At 41.7% G+C, this 22,920-nt stretch carries 19 protein-coding genes; 17 read left to right on the forward strand and 2 right to left on the reverse strand.

Going from position 1 to position 22,920, the window contains the following annotated elements:
* Positions 1-113 precede the first annotated feature (113 nt).
* The 9 genes from ACI3E5_RS11940 to ACI3E5_RS11980 all read left to right on the forward strand — a co-directional run bounded on the left by ACI3E5_RS11940 (position 114) and on the right by ACI3E5_RS11980 (position 10,990).
* Complete coding sequence (locus ACI3E5_RS11940) at positions 114-314, forward strand: cold-shock protein (RefSeq protein ID WP_005229578.1); 201 nt, start codon at positions 114-116, stop codon at positions 312-314.
* A 253-nt stretch (positions 315-567) separates the two neighbouring features.
* Positions 568-1,593 carry an LCP family glycopolymer transferase gene (locus ACI3E5_RS11945; RefSeq protein ID WP_118215613.1) on the forward strand — a complete coding sequence of 342 codons (1,026 nt, stop codon included), beginning with the start codon at positions 568-570 and terminating at the stop codon, positions 1,591-1,593.
* A gap of 407 nt (positions 1,594-2,000) precedes the next feature.
* Positions 2,001-4,121 (forward strand): peptidoglycan D,D-transpeptidase FtsI family protein, encoded by a 2,121-nt coding sequence (locus ACI3E5_RS11950; protein WP_086295557.1) that lies wholly within the window; start codon positions 2,001-2,003, stop codon positions 4,119-4,121.
* A 188-nt stretch (positions 4,122-4,309) separates the two neighbouring features.
* On the forward strand, positions 4,310-4,591 hold the full coding sequence (locus ACI3E5_RS11955) for a hypothetical protein (RefSeq protein ID WP_015510017.1): 282 nt from the start codon (positions 4,310-4,312) through the stop codon (positions 4,589-4,591).
* A gap of 3 nt (positions 4,592-4,594) precedes the next feature.
* Complete coding sequence (locus ACI3E5_RS11960; protein ID WP_325844917.1) at positions 4,595-6,631, forward strand: cation:proton antiporter; 2,037 nt, start codon at positions 4,595-4,597, stop codon at positions 6,629-6,631.
* A 202-nt stretch (positions 6,632-6,833) separates the two neighbouring features.
* Entirely contained in the window at positions 6,834-8,741 is a 1,908-nt protein-coding gene (locus ACI3E5_RS11965) for an ABC-F family ATP-binding cassette domain-containing protein (protein WP_142973195.1), read from the forward strand.
* A gap of 16 nt (positions 8,742-8,757) precedes the next feature.
* Positions 8,758-9,705 carry a thymidylate synthase gene (locus ACI3E5_RS11970; RefSeq protein WP_498821761.1) on the forward strand — a complete coding sequence of 316 codons (948 nt, stop codon included), beginning with the start codon at positions 8,758-8,760 and terminating at the stop codon, positions 9,703-9,705.
* A 44-nt stretch (positions 9,706-9,749) separates the two neighbouring features.
* Positions 9,750-10,496 carry a hypothetical protein gene (locus ACI3E5_RS11975; protein WP_498821763.1) on the forward strand — a complete coding sequence of 249 codons (747 nt, stop codon included), beginning with the start codon at positions 9,750-9,752 and terminating at the stop codon, positions 10,494-10,496.
* Positions 10,497-10,501: 5 nt separating this feature from the next.
* Positions 10,502-10,990, forward strand: a complete 489-nt coding sequence (locus ACI3E5_RS11980; protein WP_218212666.1) for a dihydrofolate reductase — start codon at positions 10,502-10,504, stop codon at positions 10,988-10,990.
* 63 nt (positions 10,991-11,053) lie between these two features.
* On the opposite strand, the gene trhA is transcribed toward ACI3E5_RS11980, so the two are convergent.
* Positions 11,054-11,707 (reverse strand): PAQR family membrane homeostasis protein TrhA, encoded by a 654-nt coding sequence (gene trhA / locus ACI3E5_RS11985; RefSeq protein ID WP_005229593.1) that lies wholly within the window; start codon positions 11,705-11,707, stop codon positions 11,054-11,056.
* 126 nt (positions 11,708-11,833) lie between these two features.
* Between trhA and ACI3E5_RS11990 the strand changes: the two genes are divergently transcribed.
* From ACI3E5_RS11990 to lepB, 7 genes are all read left to right on the forward strand, one after another.
* Positions 11,834-12,676 (forward strand): DegV family protein, encoded by an 843-nt coding sequence (locus ACI3E5_RS11990; protein ID WP_325844924.1) that lies wholly within the window; start codon positions 11,834-11,836, stop codon positions 12,674-12,676.
* Positions 12,677-12,888: 212 nt separating this feature from the next.
* Entirely contained in the window at positions 12,889-13,875 is a 987-nt protein-coding gene (locus ACI3E5_RS11995; RefSeq protein WP_325844925.1) for an SGNH/GDSL hydrolase family protein, read from the forward strand.
* The gene (locus ACI3E5_RS12000) at positions 13,872-14,522 is read left to right on the forward strand and encodes a YpmS family protein (RefSeq protein WP_010749381.1); all 651 of its coding nucleotides are present in this window, start codon (positions 13,872-13,874) and stop codon (positions 14,520-14,522) included. The genes ACI3E5_RS11995 and ACI3E5_RS12000 overlap by 4 nt, the downstream gene beginning before the upstream one ends.
* Positions 14,522-15,043: a peptide-methionine (S)-S-oxide reductase MsrA gene (msrA, locus tag ACI3E5_RS12005; RefSeq protein ID WP_016610786.1), complete on the forward strand. Its 522-nt coding sequence runs from the start codon at positions 14,522-14,524 to the stop codon at positions 15,041-15,043. Before ACI3E5_RS12000 ends, msrA begins: the two co-directional genes overlap by 1 nt.
* Positions 15,036-15,257 (forward strand): YozE family protein, encoded by a 222-nt coding sequence (locus ACI3E5_RS12010; protein ID WP_005229600.1) that lies wholly within the window; start codon positions 15,036-15,038, stop codon positions 15,255-15,257. Before msrA ends, ACI3E5_RS12010 begins: the two co-directional genes overlap by 8 nt.
* Before the next feature lie 68 nt (positions 15,258-15,325).
* A complete protein-coding gene (locus tag ACI3E5_RS12015; protein ID WP_275854542.1) occupies positions 15,326-16,756 on the forward strand; it encodes a S41 family peptidase in 1,431 nt (476 codons plus the stop codon).
* Positions 16,757-16,787: 31 nt separating this feature from the next.
* The gene (gene lepB, locus ACI3E5_RS12020; RefSeq protein WP_005229602.1) at positions 16,788-17,336 is read left to right on the forward strand and encodes a signal peptidase I; all 549 of its coding nucleotides are present in this window, start codon (positions 16,788-16,790) and stop codon (positions 17,334-17,336) included.
* A gap of 128 nt (positions 17,337-17,464) precedes the next feature.
* Here the strand turns inward: lepB and ACI3E5_RS12025 are convergent, their stop codons facing one another.
* The gene (locus tag ACI3E5_RS12025) at positions 17,465-18,958 is read right to left on the reverse strand and encodes a helix-turn-helix domain-containing protein (RefSeq protein WP_213356687.1); all 1,494 of its coding nucleotides are present in this window, start codon (positions 18,956-18,958) and stop codon (positions 17,465-17,467) included.
* A gap of 344 nt (positions 18,959-19,302) precedes the next feature.
* On the opposite strand from ACI3E5_RS12025, the gene ACI3E5_RS12030 reads away from it, so the two are divergent.
* A complete protein-coding gene (locus tag ACI3E5_RS12030; protein WP_325844931.1) occupies positions 19,303-22,890 on the forward strand; it encodes a SpaA isopeptide-forming pilin-related protein in 3,588 nt (1,195 codons plus the stop codon).
* The last annotated feature ends 30 nt before the right edge of the window (positions 22,891-22,920 follow it).

The raw sequence follows: 22,920 nt of genomic DNA on the forward strand, positions 1-22,920 counted from the left end.
GGCTTCTTTTTTTCTTGATGGAAAGAAATTTCGTTATTGCTAACGCTTACATATTCCGCTATAATGAAATCGACGGAATCGTCGGATTATAATTATTGGAGGCTTTACACACTATGGAACATGGGAAAGTAAAATGGTTCAACAACGAAAAAGGGTTTGGTTTTATTACAGTTGACGGTGGCGATGATGTATTTGTTCACTTCTCTGCCATTCAAGGAGATGGGTTTAAATCGCTTGAAGAAGGACAAGAAGTTGAATTTACGATCGTTGAAGGTGCCCGCGGACCGCAGGCAGCGGAAGTAACCAAAGTCTAATTACTTAATTACAGAATCGACTGAAAACCTTGCAGCTAAGCAAGGTTTTTTTCGTCCTAGCTAGTTTCTGGCAAAACCATGAAGGAAAAGAATGAGAAAATTATTTCTTTCCTTCAAGTGAGGGATACTTTCTTTTGTTTCATTTACATTACATTTTTATTAAAACAAAAGTTTTATAACAAATGAGATTGCTGTATGATATAAATTATGCGAAAATTTAGTCGATTGTTATTTTTATCGGACGAGGTGCAAGATGCGAAAATATCAAAGAATAGTAATAGGAACATTAGGGATTTTAGTCCTGGGAATTATCGGATTAACTGTGTACGGCTTGCAAGTTTATAAAGATACAAGTTCAACTTTTGAACATATTTCTAAACCAGTAGATCGAAAAACAAAAAGGCGTTCAGAAACTGTCAACATTGAAAAAAGAGAGCCTTTTTCCATCTTGTTACTAGGAATTGATACCGGAGCTTTAGGAAGGACCGAACAAGGCCGTTCAGACAGCATGATGGTTGTTACAGTAAATCCAGAAAAAAAGCAATCTACGATTGTTAGCTTGGATAGGGATATATTTACTCAAATCGTCGGGTATGGAACGCTAGACAAGTTAAATCACGCATATGCTTTTGGCGGAGAAGCCATGGCAATGGATTCTGTGGAAAATCTTTTGGATATACCGATCGATCATTATGTGACAATCAACATGCAAGGCCTGAGAGATTTGATTGATGCAGTTGGTGGGATCAAAGTAACGAATGATATCGACTTTACGCTAGAGGGGGTTCATGTTCCAAAAGGAAAAATCACTTTAAATGGGAAAACTGGTCTAGCTTATGCACGCATGCGTAAAGAAGACCCAGAAGGAGATATTGGTCGGCAGAAAAGACAACGTGAGGTCGTAACAAAAATTCTAAAAAAAGTAATGAGTTTGGATGGAGTCAATAATTATCAGAAAATATTAAAAGCAGTTGAGAAAAATTCAAAGACGGATCTGACATGGGACGATATGCTAGATATCGGAAAAAACTATTTACCGGCTTTTACGACGATTCATCAAGAACAGCTGCAAGGGGAAGGGCAAATGTTGAATGATGTCTACTATCAGCTTTTAGGGGTCAATCAGCTCTTACACATGCAAAATACACTCAGAGAACAACTGGCCCTCCCTCCAAACAATCAGCTTTCACAAGGAGATGAACATACGCAAGGCTACGTGAACTATCAGTTCTATGATGACAGTGCAGTGTTTTCCGATGGTGAGGATGCGAGTGAATAAAACCACATAGCTGTCTTTCAATCATTTGAGGGTGTGTCGCTTTGCACATCTCATTCAACTGTTCGATAGGATAGCGGAATCGATACATAGGCAACTGCTTGTGTGTCGATTTTTCGTTTATATGAAAGATCCCATCGATTCAATCAATCTAGTTTTCCACAAAAACTGAAATGTATTTCTTGTTTCACGAAATCAACAAATGAAAAAACATAAGAAAGCTTAAAAAAACAATTTTTTCATGAAAGAGTGAAAATGAAACATTCTATCTGTGAAACATTCAGGCAGATATCGTTGAGTTTTTATAGTTTTTTCTAAGGATTAATGGATATTTTTTGTTTTTTCTGTTTCAGATCGAATTTTTTGGTAAAATAGGACAGTAGTCATTATAGATTGGAAGGATAGATGAGATGAAGAATTTGAAAGATAAAGTTGTCCAAGGGATACGTAAGGGGCCAGAAGAACCAAAGGCCAAATCGTATCGCAAATCTCATGTTCCATTTCGATTGAACTTTTTGTTTTTTATTATATTTGCTTTGTTTGTATCATTGATTGTCCAATTAGGCTATCTACAGATCGTCAATGGCGAAAATATTGAGCAGCAATTGAAAGCTTCATCTGTAGTGGAAGTAAAAGGAAGTGCCCCTCGGGGGATGATTTACGATGCTTCTGGGAAAGCTTTAGTGGAAAATCAAGCCAATGCAGCAATCACTTTTACCCGGGGAAACAAAATGACCGCTCAAGATCTTTTAGAAACAGCCAAAAAATTGAGCGAGTTGATCGAAATGCCAGTCGACAAAAACTTGTCTGATCGAGATCTTAAGGACTTTTGGTTGGCAGATGAAGACAATCTTGAAAAAGCAACTGAACGATTGAGTGATGAAGAGCGTTCTTTAGGTACTTCTGAACAATATGCGGCAACCGTTGAGAAAGTGACTGAAGAAGAAATCAATTTTTCCGATGCCGAATTAGAAGCAGCCACGATTTTCAAGCGGATGAACAGCGCACAATCTTTGAGTACGGTCTTTATTAAGACGTCGGATGTGTCTGACCAAGAATTAGCAGTTGTTGCTGAAAACATGGTCGATTTACCAGGAATCTCCACCGGGACCGATTGGACACGAAAGATCGTTGAAGGAAGTTCTCTGGCTAGTTTGATCGGAACGGTGACTAGTGAAGAACAAGGAATACCTGAAGAAGTTCTAGACGAATTCTTAGAAAAAGGTTACGCACGTAATGATCGCGTTGGCCGTAGTTATTTAGAACAGCAATATGAAGAAGTTTTACAAGGAACAAAATCCATCTCTGAAATATCGCTTGACAACAACAACAATATTGAAAGTCAAAAAGAAACCTTTGCAGGCGCAAAGGGGGATAATCTGGTTTTAACACTCGATGCTGAATTTCAAGCGAAAGTTGACAAGATTTTGCAAGACAATTTTCAAAAACTGATTGATTCTGGTGCTGCAGAGTATTCCCCAGGGGTATACGCAGTGGCGTTAAATCCGAAAACCGGCGGTGTCCTTTCCATGTCCGGGTATCATCATGACACGGGATCAAATGAAATGCAGGAAAATGCCATTGGTACCTTTATTAATTCCTTTGTACCAGGGTCCGTCGTCAAAGCAGGAACCTTGGCTGCCGGTTGGGAAAACGGCGTCTTAAACGGCAACGAAGTGCTGCTGGATCAACCAATCAGAATCGGCTCCGATGTAAAAGCTTCTATTTTCAACCCAACTGGGGCAAATAATCGCAACCTTTCTGCGGAGCAGTCATTGGAAGTTTCTTCTAACTCCTATATGATGCAAGTCGCTTTACGTTTGATGGGCATCAATTATCAGTCAGGCATCTCGATTCCAACAGTGGATCGTCAAGGGGATGTCTACGAAAAACTCCGTTCCTCTTTTGCCTCTTTTGGTATGGGAACTGAAACAGGGATCGATTTACCAGGAGAAGCAACTGGTATCAGCACATCCATTGAGAACATGGACCCTGTCAGTGATGGCGGAAAGATCCTCGACTTAGCATTCGGCCAGTTTGATACTTATACGACACTGCAACTGGCACAATATGCAGCAACTGTTGCTAATGGTGGCAAAAGATTGCAGCCTCACATCGTTGACGGAATCTACGATAATGATGAAACAGGCGGACTAGGTTCGCTGATTGAGGACATCGAACCAACGGTATTGAACGAGGTTGGTTTATCAGATGCCCAAATGCAAATTATCCAAAATGGCTTTTACGATGCGGTTCATGGAACGGATGCTTGGGCAACTGCCAAAGGCTTGGCTTCTGCGAAAATGGAAGTCTCTGCCAAAACAGGTACTGCCGAAACACCCATCGTGGATAGTAATGGCAATACCATCAGCTTAGTTAACTTAAACATCGTTGCCTACGGTCCAAGCAGTGATGCGGATATTGCGATTGCGATCGTGATGCCTCAATTAAAAGGAGACACCGATACGCATCCCAATATTCAAATCGCGAAAGAGATCATGGATGCTTATTACGACTTGTATATGAAATAAACAAAAAATCGCAGTGAAAGCTGCGGTTTTTTTAGTTTATAAGAATGCGGATAGAAAACCATCTTTTAGTGAGAAAGACTTGCTATTTTTGAATGATTGGCTTAGAATACTAGCGGTCAAGAGATAATTTTGATTTATACGATAAATAAAAAGATAAACTGATAATAAAAGGGGCCCAAAGCACAATCATGAACAAGGAATGCTTAAGCAAACAAGAACTGATGAAACAGTTGGGACAATTTACACCAGCTGAAAAAAAAGAGATTCGTGAGTACTTGCAACGGAAAAATCCATTGCTTTTTCGTAAATTTGAGCGAATGAAACACGATCTTTACCGCTTGGAATCACGGCGTGTCCAATGCGAAATTGAAAATAACGAAAAGGAGTTAGGTCTTCTAAACGATAAGATCCTTTTGAAAAAAGAAGATTTTCTTGAGCTGTTATTAGCTATTCGAAAGAAAAGAGGGTAATGGATGGAATTTATTGAACTCGTCATTATCATTGCAATTCTCGTCACGTTATCAAATGTGGCGAGCAAAATATTACCCTCGGTACCGATCTTTTTTATTCAAATCATCTTAGGGATTTTACTAGGTTTAACAGAAATGGGACAGGAAATCGCTTTTGAACCGGAAATGTTTTTAGTAATGATCATTGGACCATTGCTGTTTCGTGAAGGAGAACGAGCAGATGTACCTGAAATCCTCAAAAACAGCAAGATCGTATTGTTTTTGGCTTTTGGCGGCGTTTTAATGACACTGTTTGCTGTCGGCGGAACGCTCCATTGGTTGATGCCCACGATTCCTCTGGCTGCTTGTTTCGCTTTTGGTGCTGCGTTAGGACCAACTGATGCAGTGGCAGTCTCCTCATTAGCAAAACGTTTGAAAATTTCCAAAAACATTATGCACATTCTGGAAGGCGAGGGCTTACTGAACGATGCTTCAGGGGTTACCGCATTGCAGTTTGCTATCGTAGCTTTGACCACCGGGAGCTTTTCAGCAGCCAACGCAGGGTTCCAGCTCCTATTCTCTAGTATCGGCGGCGGGCTTGTCGGTTACTTGATCGTGTGGCTGAAACGTCGAATTTTGCGCTTTATTGAAAAAATCTCGGCACAAGATGTCACAGTATACTTATTGATCGAACTGCTCTTGCCATTTGCTGCCTATTTGCTGGCCGAAATGATCGGGGTCTCAGGGATCATCGCAGCCGTTGTGGCAGGTGTAGCCCAAGCCCAAAGAAAACGACGGATCTCGTTGTTTGATGCAGAGCTGGCGAACATTTCAGAAAGTACTTGGTCGACCATTGTCTTTACATTGAATGCATTGGTGTTTCTTTTTCTAGGAATCGAGTTGTCACAAGTATTTTCACCAATCTGGGAGAGCAATAATTATGCAAACTGGCATCTAGTGATTACGATTTTGGTGATCACGGCGGTGATCTTCCTTGTTCGTTTTCTCTTTTTGTTGTTTTACTATTGGTTTTTACAGTCAAAAAAACAAGTATCAATGAATCAAGTCGCCTTGTTGACTTTTGGCGGAGTCAAGGGAACAGTCAGTTTGGCAGCCATCTTTATTTTGCCTGTGATGGTGCATGATGCACCCTTTCATGAAAGAGGCTTGCTTCTGTTTTTGACCGCTTGTGTGATCTTACTGACATTGATCATCAGCGTGATGGTCTTGCCATACTTGGCAGATGGGGAAGCTGCCGAAAGCGTCGACTTCAATCACTTGCTGATCTTAGAAGACGTCATCGAACAATTGGAAGCAGAAGAAAAGCAAGAACTCTCGGATAAAGGCCGTTTAGCGATCGATGCTGTCATCAATTCCTATGAAAATCGGCGCTGGGAGTTGTATCGCAATAGTTTGACTGATTCAGAAAAACAAGAAATCCAAGAAATTCAAGGATTGATCCTATCGATCGAACAAGACGGCTTGGATGAAGCGTATCGAAATGGGAAAGTCAGCTTAAATGGCTACCGTTTTTATTCACGGTTTATTTCTCAGCAACAGCATTCCCTCGCAAAACAAATTCTCTCATTCTTTAGTTTTTGGCTCTTCTTTATTCAGCGATTTATCCGTATTTTGATTCATCCTCGCTTGTTTTTACAGCGAAAGCAGCAGCTAAAAGCTGCCTTGAAGCAACGAGACATTTCTGAAGTACAAAAAATTTACTTAAAGAACAGTGAATATATTTTTCATAGTTTGAGCAATTTAGAAGATGTCTATGATTCCTCGCTGATCAATTTCTTTATTCGTCAACGAGAAATGAGCATCAAACGATTTGAACACAGCAATTTCATTGAAACGATCATGATCGAGCAAGACCCGATTTTTGTTAAGAAAGTCCTTTGGGGCTATTACCTTGAGCGCAAAACGATCGATGAATATGAAGTGGCTGAGAAAATCTCAACGATTTCGGCAAATGAATACCGACGCAATGTCAATCTGTTAGAATCGTATGCGATGTCTCGAGCAGAAGAACAGCCGAAGCAGCGAATGTTTCGCCGATAATACGTCTCAAGAGGCGCACAACTTGAGGCACGTTTTATGGAGTGTCTTCGTCAGGTTATTCCTAAAAGATGATCAACATCGATGATCAGAAGGAGTAGACTGACGAAGGCATTCTTTTTTACAAAAATTGATTTTTTTCTCTCATCGTTTCCGCTGATGAAATGTGGTACAATGAGCGAAGAAAAAACTCAGGAGGGATTCTGTGAAAGAATTAAAAGTAAGTGAATTAACCAAAACATATGGTGAAAAAACACTGTTTGATCAGCTTTCTTTTCTGATACATGAAAAAGATCGAATCGGTTTGATCGGTGTCAATGGCACGGGTAAATCGAGTTTGTTACGGATCTTGGCCGGTTTGGATCGCGGAGATGGCGATCGCCAAACGGTATTTGCCGCCCAAGATTATCGCATCGGTTTCTTGACTCAAGACAATCAGTTACAAGAAGAATTATCTGTTGTAGATGCTGTTTTTCAAGGCACCAGTCCGCTGATTCGCGTTGTTCGTGACTATGAAAAAGCGCTGATTGCCTTAGAGAATAATGGCTTGGATCAACAAACGCAACGGAACTATCAGTTGGCAGAAGAAGCGATGAATAAAGCCGATGCTTGGAATACAGATACAACTGCCAAGATCATTTTACAAAAACTTGGGATCAATGAGTTAGAAAAAAAGGTCAGTGAATTATCTGGAGGTCAAAAGAAACGAGTGGCTATGGCTCAAGTATTGATCGATGAACCAGACTTGTTGTTATTGGATGAACCGACTAACCACTTAGATTATGATGCGATCCAATGGTTGGAAGGCTATCTAAAAAATTATCGGGGTGCGTTACTGATGGTGACCCACGATCGCTACTTTTTGGATCGAGTCGTTAATCGGATCTTTGAATTGTCTTTTGGCAAGCTACATGAATATCAGGGCAATTACGAGACGTATCTTCATGCTCGAGCAGAACGAGAACGTGTGGAGGAGACGCAAGAAGACAAGCGCAAGCAGTTGTACAAACATGAGTTGGCTTGGATTCGCACTGGAGCGAAGGCCCGTACAACGAAACAACAGGCACGGATCGATCGTTTCGATGATTTAAAAGAAAACCTACATCAAGTAAAACGAAACGGCGAAGTGGCCATTGATGTTGCTACGACACGCTTAGGCAAACAAGTCTTAGAGCTAAAAGATGCGAGTTTCAAGATTGAAAACAAAACGATTTTGTCTCACTTTGATTTGTTGATTCAATCAAGAGAACGCTTAGGGATCACAGGAGAAAACGGTGCGGGCAAATCGACGTTGCTCAATATTTTAGCTGGTCGCCTGCCTTTAGAAGAAGGGGAGCGTACGATGGGCGTGACTGTGAAAATGGCTTATTATACGCAAACGATTGAAGCGATGAACCCTGATCAGCGAATGATTGCTTATTTGCAAGAAGCAGCCGAGGAAGTGCAAAAAGTGGATGGCTCCCAAGTCAGTGTCGCAGAAATGCTGGAACAGTTTTTATTTCCGCGATCCATGCATGGCACCAAGATCGGCAAGCTGTCTGGCGGGGAAAAACGACGACTATTTTTACTCAAGCTATTGATTGGACAGCCAAATGTTCTCTTGTTAGATGAACCGACCAACGATTTGGATATTGATACCTTGACGATTTTGGAAAGTTATTTGGAAACATTTCCAGGTGCAGTCATCACTGTTTCACATGACCGCTACTTTTTAGATAAAGTTGCCCAAAAATTGCTGATCTTCGAAGGAAATGGCAGGATTACGTCCTACTTTGGTTCCATCAATGAATATCTAGCAGCCAATACCAATAAAGCTAGTTCGAGTGTACTAGAGCCAAAAGAAACAAAAACCGATTCACTTTCTGCTGAAAGTGAGGCGTCTGCTGCAGCGCCTGTCAAAAAGAAACTGAGTTATATGGAACAAAAAGAGTGGGCGACGATTGAAGATGATATCGCGGTATTAGAAGAAAAAGCAGCCGCTTTGACCGAAGAAATGAATCATCAAGGCGCGGACTTTACTAAGCTGCAAAAATTACAGCAAGAAATCAGCGAGGTTGAAACGCAACTGGCAGAAAAAATGGATCGCTGGGAATATTTGAGCGAATTTGTATAGAGTAAAGGAGAGAACGATGGAACAAGCATATTTAGATCTAGGAAGAAAAATATTAGCAGAAGGCAATGATAAAAGTGATCGTACAGGAACGGGAACACGCAGTGTCTTTGGTCATCAAATGCGTTTTGATCTGTCCCAAGGCTTTCCTTTGCTGACAACAAAAAGAGTTCCTTTTGGCTTGATCAAAAGCGAATTATTGTGGTTTCTAAAGGGAGATACCAATATCCGCTACCTGCTGGAACATAATAACCACATTTGGGATGAATGGGCGTTTGAACGCTATATTAAAAGTGATGCTTATACAGGTCCTGATATGACAGACTTTGGTCGCCGTTCATTAGTGGATGAAGCTTTCAGTGAACAGTATCAACATGAGTTGAAACTATTTTGTGAAAAAATCTTAGCCGATGATGCTTTCGCTGAAACTTTCGGCGATTTGGGCCATGTATATGGGTATCAATGGCGGCATTGGGAAAAAAGTACCGGCGGGTTTATCGATCAAATCAAAGAAGTGATCGACATGATCAAAACGACGCCGGATTCTCGCCGTCTGATCGTCTCCGCATGGAATCCTGAAGATGTACCGACGATGGCGTTGCCACCTTGTCACACAATGTTTCAATTTTATGTTCATGAGGGTCGCTTAAGCTGTCAGCTGTATCAACGCAGTGGTGATGTCTTTTTAGGCGTACCCTTCAATATTGCTAGTTATGCGCTATTAACGCACCTGATTGCTCATGAAACTGGACTAGAAGTCGGGGATTTTGTCCATACATTAGGCGATGCTCATCTGTACAGCAATCATATGGAACAGATGAAGGAACAGTTGACTCGTTCGGTACGTCCTGCGCCAACCTTACAGTTAAATCCTGAAAAACAGTCGATTTTTGATTTTGAAATGGAAGATATTACCTTGGCAGGGTATGATCCGCATCCAACGATCAAAGCACCGATCGCAGTTTAAGTGATTGTTTGGGTTTCATTTCATAAAGAAAGGAATGAGGCGTAATGGTAAATACCCACAAGCGAGGTTTTGCGGCGACCTTTCATCAGAGACATGCTGGATCGATTACTGTAGCGCTCATTGAGCAAGTTATCGAGTTCTTGCATCAGCACTATGATGCAGTTTGGCTATCCGTATCCGAAGAAACAGTGCCAGAGCTAAAGGAAGCCATTCGATCAAATCAGCAGTGTACTGCCATTTTTATACCAGCAAAAGGAGCAGCGGATGCCCGCAGAAGGCTTGTTTTTGCTGCCCAGCACCACCTGCCAGCTTTGGATTCGCTGCATATTTGTGATTTTGATCGCGTGGTGACGTGGATGAAGACCTATCCCGAAGAACTAGTGGCAATAAGCAAAAAACCTTTACCTGCGAATACGTATTGTATCCTAGGACGAACTGCAAGGGCATTTGCGAGTCATCCGCAAACGTGGCAAAGAACGGAGCGCTTGATCAACGAGATCGCTACTGACTTCTTTCAAATAGAAGAAGTTGATATCGCAGCTGGTAGTGCTCTCTTTCCAATCTCCCTGATACCGACCTTGCTGAAAAACAACAGCGCGCATTTAAACGATGGGGAATGGCCGCGAAATGTCCAAAGAAGCGGCGGCACAATTGTTTACCAAGCCTGTGATGGCTTGCGCTTTGAGGAGCGCAACAAAGATCCATTTGAGCATGAATCAGCTTTTCAGCTGATGCAGCGGCTGCAGGTTGCTGCTATTATTTCGGAATCATTTTATACAGAAGGGATGTAATTTTTATGTTGATCGCACTTTGGGCACAAGATCAAAAGGGGTTGATCGGAGCGGATGGTACACTGCCGTGGCATTTGCCGAATGATTTGAAATTTTTTAAAGAGCAAACCATCAATAATACGATTATAATGGGACGCAAAACCTTTGAAGGCATGGGAAAAAGATTACTGCCACAGCGTACGACGATCGTTTTGACGAGTGATCGGGATTATCAAGCCAACGGCGCCTTAGTGATGCATGACCGTGAGGAAATTTTGGCGTATGTAAAGCAGCAAGAGCATCCCGTTTTTTTAACTGGTGGAGCAGGTGTTTTTGAAGCGATGATTGACGATTGCGATCAATTGTACCGTACAGTGATCGCTGCGGAATTTAACGGAGATGTGTATTTCCCAGAGATTGATTGGATGCAATGGAAACTTGATCATGTGATCGATGGGATCGTCGATGAAAAGAACCATTATCCCCATCAATTTGAATTTTATCGTAGAAAATAAAAGAACAGGAAGCTTTCTGCAGCGAAAGTTTCCTGTTCTTTTTTTATAAGCAGTGCTTCATTTTTAGGTATACAACAAGACGGAAAAGTACATCAGTCCAGCACCTAACATAACGAATAAGTGCCAAACCACATGCATGAACCGAACGGATTTTAAACTATAGAATAGCGCACCTACAGTATAAGAAACACCACCGCTTGCTAGTAAAAATGTTCCCCAGTAGCCTAAATGTTCGATCAGAGGTTTAAAGGCAATAACACATAACCAGCCCATGATGATGTAGATCAGGGTGGAGATTTTTGAGACGGTCTCTTTTTTATGAAGAGTCAGTGACTTATAAACGATGCCGCTAATTGCTAGTAGCCAAATCAAGACAAAGAGTGACCAGCCAAGCCAGCCTTGGATACTAAGCAAGCAAAAAGGTGTATAACTTCCAGCGATCAGCAAGAAAATGGAGGCATGATCAAAGACTTGGAAGACCTTTTTTGCTTTGGTAAAAATCAAACTGTGAAATAAGGTAGAAAAGAGGAAGAGCAAAATCATCATCGACCCATAAATGGCATAGGAAACGATGTGGATAGGTGACCCTAGATTTGCCCCCTTGATTAAGAGGATGACCAGTCCTGCGATACTCAGTCCTAATCCGATCCCGTGGGTTACTGCATTTAATACTTCATTGACGATCAAATATCTGCGACTAAACTTCATGTGCTGCATTCGGCACCGTCCTTTCGAATCGAAATTAGATGAAAAAAAATTTTCTCTCTGTTATACTTAGTATAAATGGTCTGTGGTTATTTTACCACGAAAAAAGACTTGATTTAAAGAGAGAGTGAATATATGATGGCAAATCTTAAAATTGTGACAGATTCTTCCAGTACGATGGAACCAAGTGTCCGTGATGCTTTGGCTATCCATGTCGTGCCTTTATCTGTAATGATCGATGGTGTCGTTTATTCAGATGATGAAACGTTGCCGGGAGAAAAATTTATGCAAATGATGGCGCAAGCCAAAGAATTACCTAAAACTAGTCAGCCGCCGATTGGTCATTTTGTAGAACTGTATGACGAATTAGGCAAAGATGGCAGTGAAATACTATCGATCCATATGACCAAAGGTCTTAGTGGCACTGTGGAAGCGGCTCGTCAAGCCAGTCATTTATCAAAAGCCAAAGTCACCGTGATCGATAGCGACACGACAGACCAAGCGTTGGCTTTTCAAGTGATTCGGGCAGCAGAATTGGCTAAAGCCGGTAAGACACTAGAAGAAGTTTTACCAGAAGTGGATCTGGTGCGTGAGCATACGAAATTATTTATCGGCGTTTCAACGTTAGAAAACTTAGTAAAAGGTGGGCGCATCAGTCGCGCCAAAGGTCTTTTATCGAGCTTACTGAACATGAAAGTGATCATGGATTTTGATCATTCAGAACTGATTCCAGTCGTCAAAGGACGCGGCGTCAAGACGTTCAATAAATGGTTTGAGGAATTAAAAGCAGAATTGAAGAATATGCCAAAAGTGACGAAAATTGGTATTTCTCATGCAGAAGGGTTAGAAATCACGGAACGTTTCCAAAAAGAACTAGCAGAATTGTTTCCTGACTTGGAGATCCCATTGCTTCACACAACACCGATCATCGCCACTCATACAGGTAGAGGTGCGTTTGCGATCACTTACAGTACGGAATAAAAAAGGTGCTTCCTTTCAGCGATTCGTTTGACGACGAATCGCTTTTTGGTGTATGAAAAGCTGAAAGGAAGAAAAAGCAGAATGAAGCTGCGATTCTTTGTCTATTCAGAGAGTAGGGAGCTGTTTTCTTTCTTAAGTTTGAAGGATTGCGACTAGGAATTTTATGAGAATTTTGTTAAAATAGCAAAGATTACAAAGGAGTTTGAATACCTGTGAAATGGAAGAAATTAGTAACTTATTTGATCGTTGTGGGACTGATAGCCGTTGGAACGGGTGTACTGTTTCATTTAGCTGTTCCCAAAGCGCAACCACTGCTGACCCCTGTGGATAAGCTAGCAGCCAATGATTCGAAAAAATCCGCCATTGAATACCTCGCACTTGGGGATTCATTGACAGAGGGTGTTGGGGATGAAACAGCTCGGGGCGGCTTTGTGCCTATTTTGGCAGGAGATCTAGAGGACCGCTATGATCTGAGCAATTTAGTAACCAAAAATTATGGGGTCGCTGGTGAACGAAGCGACCAGATTTTAAAACGAGTCAAAAATGATGGAGATTTGCGCCAAGACCTTAGTCAAGCGGACCTGATTACTTTGACCGTCGGCGGAAATGACGTCTTAAAAGTGATCCAAAGCAATTTCTTCGGTCTGAGTATCGAGACGTTTACGGAACCGATGGCAGAATATAATGAACGCTTAAAAGATTTATTCGCTCAAATCCGTGAACTAAATAGCGATGCCCCAATCTATGTTTTGGGTATTTACAATCCATTTTATCTGAACTTTCCAGAGATCACCGACATGCAGACGATCATTGATAACTGGAATAAACAGACGGAAACGTTCGTCAATCAGCAAGAAAATGCCTTTTTTATTCCTATCAACGATTTGCTCTATAAAGGGTTAAGTGATGAGGTCGGTATTGCGGATACAGAAGAAGACGCAACTGAGGAAACAACACAAACAACCGACACTGGAAGTTTACCTGAGTCATCGGCGCCAAATGCTGATGAGACACAAAGCAGCACGTCGGCGACTACCGACTCATCGCAAGCTGTCGGGAATAATATCACCAACAATGTTTTGTATGAAGGCGATCGCTTCCATCCCAATAATCTTGGGTATCAACTGATGGCGAATGCCGTTCGCGATGAAGTGATCAAAACACAAAACTATTGGTTGCTAGAGGAGGAAGCAAAATGAAACCAAGCGAATCAACGAAGCAGCCGGAAAAAACAGCTGCAAGCACTAAAAAATCGATCAACTACTGGAAAATTGCTTTTCTAGTTCTGGTCGGCATCCTTTTGGGGACAACGGTTTTCTTTGCTTCAAGAATTTTTCAGCAGCGAGAAACTGGCTTAAATGAAAGTGCTGAACTTGTTCAACGGGAGGGCAGTCCTGTTCTGACCGTTAACAGCAACAAAAGCCAAGTCAATCAATTGATTGATTTTTATCTATCTGATTTTCAAAAGGATCAAGAGGTAAAATATAATTTTGAGCTGAGAAACGAAGCACTCTTAACAGGCGAGTTTCAAGTATTAGGGTTTCCTATCACGTTTTATCTCTATTTTGATCCTTATGTGACAGAAGAAGGCAATGTCCAATTAAAAGCCAAAAGTTTATCGATTGGCACCTTGGATTTGCCCACTAGTGAAGTAATGAAAATGATCAAACGTAGTTTTAAATTTCCCGAATGGATCGATGTCAATGCCGATGAACAAATTATACTGATACGATTGGATCAATTCCGCATGCAAAACGGATTGTTCATCAAGGCAAACAAAATCAATCTTGTAGATGATGAAATTCAAATGAGCTTATATTTACCAGCTGAAACGGAGGATGAATAATGGAACGAGCAATTTTTGCAGGTGGGTGTTTCTGGTGTATGATCCAGCCCTTTGATGAACTCGAAGGGGTGCATTCGATTTTTTCTGGTTATACCGCAGGACATACCGAAAATCCAACCTATGAAGAAGTCAAAAGCCATCAAACAGGGCATACTGAAGCAGTAGAAATCATTTTCGACCCAGAAAAAATCAGTTATGAGGAGCTCTTGACGATTTATTGGCAGCAAACAGATCCAACGGATGCTTTTGGCCAATTTGAAGATCGCGGTGACAATTATCGTCCGGTTATCTTCTATTTTAATGAAGAGCAGCGAAAAAAAGCCGAAGCCAGCAAAGCAGCACTTCAGGCTTCCGGTCGCTTTACCGATCCGATCGTGACTACGATCGAACCAGCGCAACCCTTTTATTTAGCGGAAGAAGAACATCAAGAGTACTACAAAAAGAATCCTGAAAATTTTGCTCGCAATCATGCCCGTCGAGCAGCCTTTTTAGAAGATCATTGGGAGCAAGAACATGCGTAAAAGTTTTTATAGCTATTTAATGGCAGTCAAAGGTCCGAGTCATACAGATGAGGCTCAGATCTTTGCCACTCATGCGAGTCATGATATTCAGTTTCCAAAGCACAGTGATGATTATGATGAAGTCTCTTCTTATCTGGAACTAAACGTTGATTATTTGCCATCCATGGATATTTTTGATCGTATCTGGGCAGAGTATCTCGAAAATAACAAATAAAAACGTCCTTCGTTTTGCCTGCATAAATGCTCAGAACGAAGTTGTTTTTTCTCAGAGAGGTGTTGTGAATGAAAAATGTAACGACAAGCCGATATATCGTTTCTCTTGTCTGTGTCGCGATTTTGTCGGGAGGCGGTGTCTACTTATGGCAAACAGCCCAGCAAAATCAGCAGACGACACAGCCGGCGACAGAAACGACGACAGAAGCCAGCGGGATGGAGAAAATCCAGTCGTTGTATGACCAGATCCTTGCGAATTATTACCAAGAAGTCGATGAGGATGCATTGATTGAGGGTGCTCTTCAAGGGATGACCGATGCGCTTGACGATCCTTACACGACGTATCTAAACCAATCAGATGCGGATAACTTGGATCAGTCCCTCTCAGGAAGTTTTGAAGGGATCGGTGCTACTTTGTCGATCGTGGAAGACTATCCCGAGGTCGCACAAGCGCCAATCAAAAACACCCCTGCAGAAAAAAGTGGTCTGCGCATGAATGATCGAATCGTCAAAGTCGATGGGGAAGATACGCAAGGACAGGAATTGTCTGAAGTCGTGAGTAAGATTCGAGGGGAAAAAGGCACGCAGGTGACCTTAACGATTCAGCGTGGAGCAGATACCTTTGATGTGGAAATCACTCGGGACGTGATCCCAATCGAAACGGTCCATGGTGAACTGGTTGAAAATGATGATACGATCGGTCGAATTGATATTACCTCCTTTGCCGAAAACACAGCAGCTGAGTTGAAAGAAACGATCACCGAGTTGCGGGAAGACGGTGCGAAGTCGTTTGTTCTTGATCTAAGACAAAATCCTGGTGGATTGCTGGATCAAGTCCAGATCATGGCAAGTATGTTTTTAGAAAACGGTCAAACGATCGTGAAGTTTGCCAACAATCAAGGGGTTGTCAGTGAGACCAAAGCGAGCGAAGCATTGGATGAAGGATTCAAAGTCACAGAGCCAGTCGTTGTTTTAGTCGACGGCGGCAGTGCCTCCGCAGCTGAGATTTTTGCCGCAGCCTTGCAAGAATCAGCGGATATCCCAGTTGTTGGTACGGAAACCTTTGGTAAGGGGACCGTTCAAAATGTGAAGGATCTGGGGGATAATAGTGAATTAAAAATGACAGTCATGAAATGGCTGACACCGAATGAAAATTGGGTCAACGATCAAGGTGTGATGCCAGACTATGAAGAGGATTATCCAGAATATGCGTATTTCCCGCCATTACCTCGTGATAATGCCTTAAAAGCTGGACAATCGTCAACGGCTGTCAACAATCTGAATCAATTTCTTAAAGCGTTAGGGTATGCCACGAGCGGCGATACCTTCAATGACGAGACGACTGCAGCTGTGAAAGCCTTCCAAGAAGACCATGACCTAAAGGCAACTGGTGAAGTCGATGCCGACACTGCCCAAGCAATTGAAAAAGAAGTAGCAGAAAAACTCAAAGCAGAGGACCCAGCGTACTTAAAAGCACTGTCCTTGCTTTCAGAAAAATAAGTAAGGAATAAATCGGAGAGGAGGTAGATTTGTGAATGCCAAGAAACAGTGGATTGATCGTTTTTGGCTAGTTGTGAAATATGCCTTGATCGCCTTTGCAACAGCCTTCTTGATTCGGGCATTTTTACTGATTCCGGTTCCTGTTGAAGGGAACTCCATGGAAGGAACGTTGCAACAAGGAGATATGGTAGTCATCGAAAAGATTTCACCGATCCAGCGTTTTGATGTCGTTGTTTTCCAGCTGCCAGATGGTTCGACCTATATCAAGCGGGTGATTGGCTTGCCGGGTGAGTCGGTGAAATATGTCAATGATCAGCTTTACATTGATGATGAACCGGTAGATGAAGATTTTCTAGTGAAAAACCGCAGCAACGATCATGAGTCTGCCTCTTATACCAATGATTTTGATTTGGAATCTTTATTGGGCGTGGAGAAATTAGGCAAAGACAGTTATTTTGTCATTGGTGATAATCGACGTGCCTCTAAAGATAGCCGCTCCTTTGGTCCTATATCAGGCGATGCGATTTTAGGCAATGCCCGCTTTGTTTATTATCCATTGACTCATATTCGGCTGATTTAGACTGAGAAAAATAGAATATTCTTAATAAACATCCCCCCTTGGAATCATCTGTTGATTCCAAGGGGGGATTTTGTATAGCAATGATCCTTTTTCAAAAGGATGTGATTTGTATCGAGAAAAGGGTGAACTTAGGCGCTATTGGCAGTTATTCTTTGTATTTTTTCATTAAAAGCAGCCAAGAGTTTCTGACATAGATTCGTTTCAAAATCACGGTAGCGGCAAAAATCAATGATCGCAGTGTTTTCCTCGGTTGTAAAAGGAGGTAAAAGCTGTGGGGAACTCAGAATATAAAAGTCAAAGGGTTCCTCTGTGGGCAGCGTGATCCGTTCAATTTCAACATAGGGCAATCGTTCACATATATTAAACACTTCCATTGAGACCAAGTAATTGGATACATAGACAAAAGCAACTTTAAGCTTATATTTCTGTTCCTTTTCGATGTAAATGGGGTAAAGCAAACACGCTTGATAAAAAGCAAGATCCGTATAACAGGCTTTTAACCACTCGTAGCCTTTGCGGTTTGCTATTTTACGCCAAAAACTCTGAATCGTATTTGTCAAAATCGTATGTAATGGGTACTTATCTTTGATTACAGTTGTTTCGAAAAAATTTAAAAGAGGGACTTTTTGCTTGAATATGCAGAACTTCAGCAATGTAAGATATGTATTCATATAAAGAAACGATTGATGGTCGAAATCAAAATCACAGAGAAATTTTTGGCAGTGTGCTTCAAATTCAGCCATCAGTTCCTTTAACTCCGATTTTTCATGCTTGTAACAGTCTTGAATGATCGGAAGGCGCACGTCTGCTGCTGAAGTTAGCATCGGCCAGTAATAAAAAAGGAAAAACAAAGCATTGATCTCAAGAATATCTATCGCTGAATCAATGATTTCAAAAAACGCTGAAAAGAAATCAAGATTTTCACCACTGGGAATAAAGGACTGGTTCGTTAACTGATAAAGATTTGTCGCGTGACCATTCTTGATACGAAATAGACAGATTTTGCAATGAAGCAAGGCTTCTTTTTTGCCAATCTCATACTTGCTTTTGTACTTCGTTCCTTCGTAAGTTACAAAAAGTTCTTCGATCTCTTGATCAAATGCCCTCGCCAAACTATCTCCTAAAGAAATGTGCCAGATAAAATTAAACAATAAGATGCGAATCACCATCTCCGAACCTGTAAGTGCCATAGCGGACTGATTTAACGTCACGTTGAATTCTTTCAAATGGTCTTGCAGCTTCTTTGTTTGCCGAAAGCAAGTCGAACGACTGATATAGTTTCTTTGGCAAAATGCCAGTAAACTTTCATCTTGATTGGTCAAGATGCTTAACAATAATTTGTAAGAAATGCTTTCTTGCGCTAAAAATTGCTGATATTGGTTGTATTCAATCAAATTTTTAGGAAGATTCAGGGTGTTTTTATGTAATGAAAGATTCACTGGGGAGAGGTTTTGCAAGTCGAGTTGGATCGAGGAAAGTAAACTTTTCAATCGTGTTGCACTCAAATGGGTCAGATTTTTCACGAACTCTAGGTTGTATTCACCCGGAGCAATTGATAATAGTTTTCCGTAGAGTCCGATTTTGTCTAACGCTCGGGTATCTAAGAGTATTTTTTCAATCAAATGATCACCTTCTTGTTTTATTAATAACGTATTTATATAACGGTGTAAAGACACGTCTCAAAACTTTTGCTTTTTTTTTAGAAAAATTGAGACAAATTTTTCATAGAACTGTCTCATAAAGAATAAAAATAGAAATCGCAGGTGAAAAACGATAGTTTTTTTACATTATTAAATAACATGTCGATAATGAATTAACTTTAAAATAACTAACTTTTTTTTCTTATGAATAACTACAGGTGTGCCAATTAGTTCTATTTTTCAGAAAATAAAAAAAAGAGGTGCCTTTTGCTTCTTTCTTGTATGATCAGCTTGTAATTTTTGATTCTTTGAAAGGAGGTCTTTTTATGTTTTTGACAAAGAGACACCACTGGTTCTCTTTCATTTTCTGTATGTTAGGGGGGATACTATTTTTCATTTATTCGAGTTTGCAAATAAACGGGACAGCAAGTGCACAAGAAGAAAACACGATCACTATTGCTGAAACGAAGCAGATCAAGCTGACTGGTCACCAAGTGGGCAATCAATTTTCTTTATGCTATCAGCTACCACAAAAAAACAAACAGCAGCGTCTCTGGGTACAACTATATGCGATCGATGACACGAAGGAACAGTTGTTATTAAAAACAAGCAATGAAGAGATGACTCAAGTCAAGGATGATTCCGCACAGTCTTGGCTTACAACCCAAGATTTCTTGCAAACACCAACGGAACAAGAACTAATCTTTCAGCTGCCTGAAGAAACGAAAAAGCTAAAATTGACGATTCAGATCGAAGAATATGACAAGGAACGTGAAGAATCGTACAACCTACTGTCTTTGAATGAGTCAGTTTTTGAAATCCCACTTGCCACAAATTCTGCTTCTTCAGAAACGTCAGAAGTCAATTCTGGCACTGGATCCTCCTCAGAAGCAGTGAGCGAGTCGGCATCGGAGCAAACGGCGACTGAAGGGTCAAAAGAAGTTTCGAACGAAGAAACGAAGGAAGAGACGAAGGAAGAGACAAATGAGACAGGAACGGCGACAAGTGCTTCTGAAGCGGAAACGCTCATTGAACCATTTAAACAAGAACGTCTTTATCAAAAAACGACCGTTTCACAAACTTTTGCTTCGATTGAACCAGATTATACGACAGACCAAAGCGGGACGTATCCTGCGGCGAACTGGAAAACTGATGAAAACAGTAACGTCTTAAATCATCAGGGGAACAAGGATGCAGGCGAAACGTGGGACGGCATAACTACATGGAATGGCGATCCAGCAAATTTGACCCATTCATATATTGAATATGGTGGTGTAGGAGACGAAGCAGATTTCGCGCTACGAAAATTTGCCAAAGAGACGAATACCCCGGGACTATTTGATGTCTACCTGAATGTACGAGGGAATGTTCAACGTCAAATTGATCCCATCGATGTCGTGTTGGTAGTGGATTGGTCAGGCAGTATGAATGAGATGGGACGGATCGCAGAAGTGAAAAAAGGCGTGGATCGCTTTTTGAATCAAATTGAAGGAAGCGGCATTCAGGATAGTGTCTACATGGGCTATGTCGGTTATTCCAGTGATGGCAGCAATTATCAAAACAAAACCTGCCAATTAGGAAAATTTTCTGAAGTCAAAGAGACGATCCGATCGATGACGCCAGAAACAGCAGCTGGGGGAACCTTTACACAAAGGGGGCTACGTCAAGCAGGGGATATGCTATCGACGCAAAATGGACATAAGAAAGTCATCGTTTTGCTAACGGATGGCGTTCCTACTTACAGTTATCATGTGTCTAAAGTGCATACCCAGGCAGACGGCAGTTATTATGGAACCGCCTTTTCTCTTACTCAAGACCAGCCGATGAATACATCGTTTCTCTACAATGGCTATTTTGCGTTTGATCAACAGAACAATTATAAATGGATCAACAATACCTTTATCGCCACGATTGGTGAAGCGATGGCGTTAAAAGAACGCGGTATCGAGATTCATGGGTTGGGGATTCAACTGCAAGGAGATCAAACCGCTGGGTATACAAAGGCCGATGTCGAGAAAAAAATGAGACAGATGGTTTCTGCTGATGAAGATGGCCATCTTTATTATGAGTCAGCCAATGAAGCAGCGGATATTGCCGACTATCTCGAGAAAAAAGCCCTTCACATTTCGGCAACAGTCACCGATGGCGAGATTACTGACCCCATTTCGCAGCCATTTGTCTACGAAGAAAATAGCTTGTCCGTCAAAAGTGTCGGGTCGGCTGCTCTAACGGTGCAGCCTGACATTTCGATGTCTGACAATACAATCCATGCTTCTGGTCTTTATTTAGGAGAAGGGCAAGAACTGCAAATTCATTATCAAGTGCGGATTCAAACAGAAGCAGCGGATTTTAAACCAGATACTTGGTATCAAATGAATGGCGAAACGGTATTTTATCCGAATCATCAGTCCGATCAAAAGGCATTGTTTGGTGTGCCATCCGCCAAAGCACCTGGGAAGGAGGTGACGATCAAAAAACACTGGGAAGAATACGATGGCGATACCTCCAGTCGTCCCGAAACGATCTATTTTGAAATAAGTAGGAGTCCTGTCAGCAATGAGAATAGCTGGCAAACAGGGTATCTCAAACTTACTGAGACCGATGCCCAAGATCAGACAACTTGGGAACGAAGCAAGGTTTACGCGCTTTCTGAAAAGGATGGGACGGAGTACGAAGAAACCCGTTTACTGCCGCTGTATAACAATCAAGGAGAAACTTTTGATTATCAAGTCACAAATGAACGAGCAGTGGCAGGTTATGAAGCGACAAAAGTGGACGCTTATACATGGAAAAACACAAAGGCGTTTGTGCCCTTGGCATTAAACCTGATCAAAAAATCCGCTGTAGGAGAGGTGAAGCTGACAGGTGCCGTTTTTGAATTAACGGGGGCAGGAGAGACAGTGACCCTTGTGGATCAAGGGGATGGAACGTATGGGCTGCCAGCAGATACTGTGTTGCAAAAAGATCAGACCTATCGTTTGGAGGAAGTCACTGCACCGGCGGGACATCATTTGTCTAAGCAGACAGAGTGGCTAATTCATATCGATGCGCAAGGGAATACGACGATCGATGGGCAACCCGTCACAGTGGACGATCATACGATTACGCTGGAGATCACCAATCCGTTTACAGAAATTCCAGTTGCTATTCGAAAATATACGGTACAAAAAGAGCAGCAAGTACTGTTAGCTGGGGCTGTCTTTTCTCTGCAACAAAAAACAGCAGCGGGGGATTATCAAGAAATTGCCTCAGAAACATCGAATGATGTGGGGATGGCTGAATTTACGATCCTTGAGCCGGGCGCTTATCGCATCTCAGAAACAGCTGGTCCGCTTGGATACGATACGATTGCTGGTGATTATGAGTTTGTCGTTGGTTCAGACGGAAAGCTCCAGTATCAAGGGGAAAACGTCGCTGCAGATGCCAACTGTTGGACTCTTACCCATGGCAATCAGTTAAAACCTTTTGATTTGGTGGTCAATAAACAGGATGAACTGGGACAAGCGCTTGAGGGAGCCAAATTCCGCTTAAGCGGAAACGGTCAGACGATAGAATTACCAGAATCCCAAGAATCGCTAGCGGTATTTCATTTCTATGATCTAACACCAGGCAGCTATACCTTAGAAGAAATTGTTACGCCTACAGGCTATGCTGGTTTAACAGCACCTGTGAAAATCAGGATCGAAGAGGATGGCAGTGTCTTGATTGACGAAAAATTGCAGCCGAATCTTCTTGTTTCTGGAGAAAAGAACAATCAAATAGAATTGATCGTCACCAATCAAGTGAAAGTGTCTCTTCCTGAAACAGGAGGGAATTGGCATGGGTGGCTGGCGATTCTTTCAGCAGGTCTACTAGTCCTTTTAACAGGTAGCTATCTGTACGTTACGCGCAAAGATAAGCCCTCATTAAAGTAATTTGACCATTCGTGAAAAAACGAAAACATC

Origin of the sequence: Candidatus Enterococcus avicola, from assembly GCF_047470845.1 — a bacterium.
Lineage (GTDB): Bacteria > Bacillota > Bacilli > Lactobacillales > Enterococcaceae > Enterococcus_D > Enterococcus_D casseliflavus.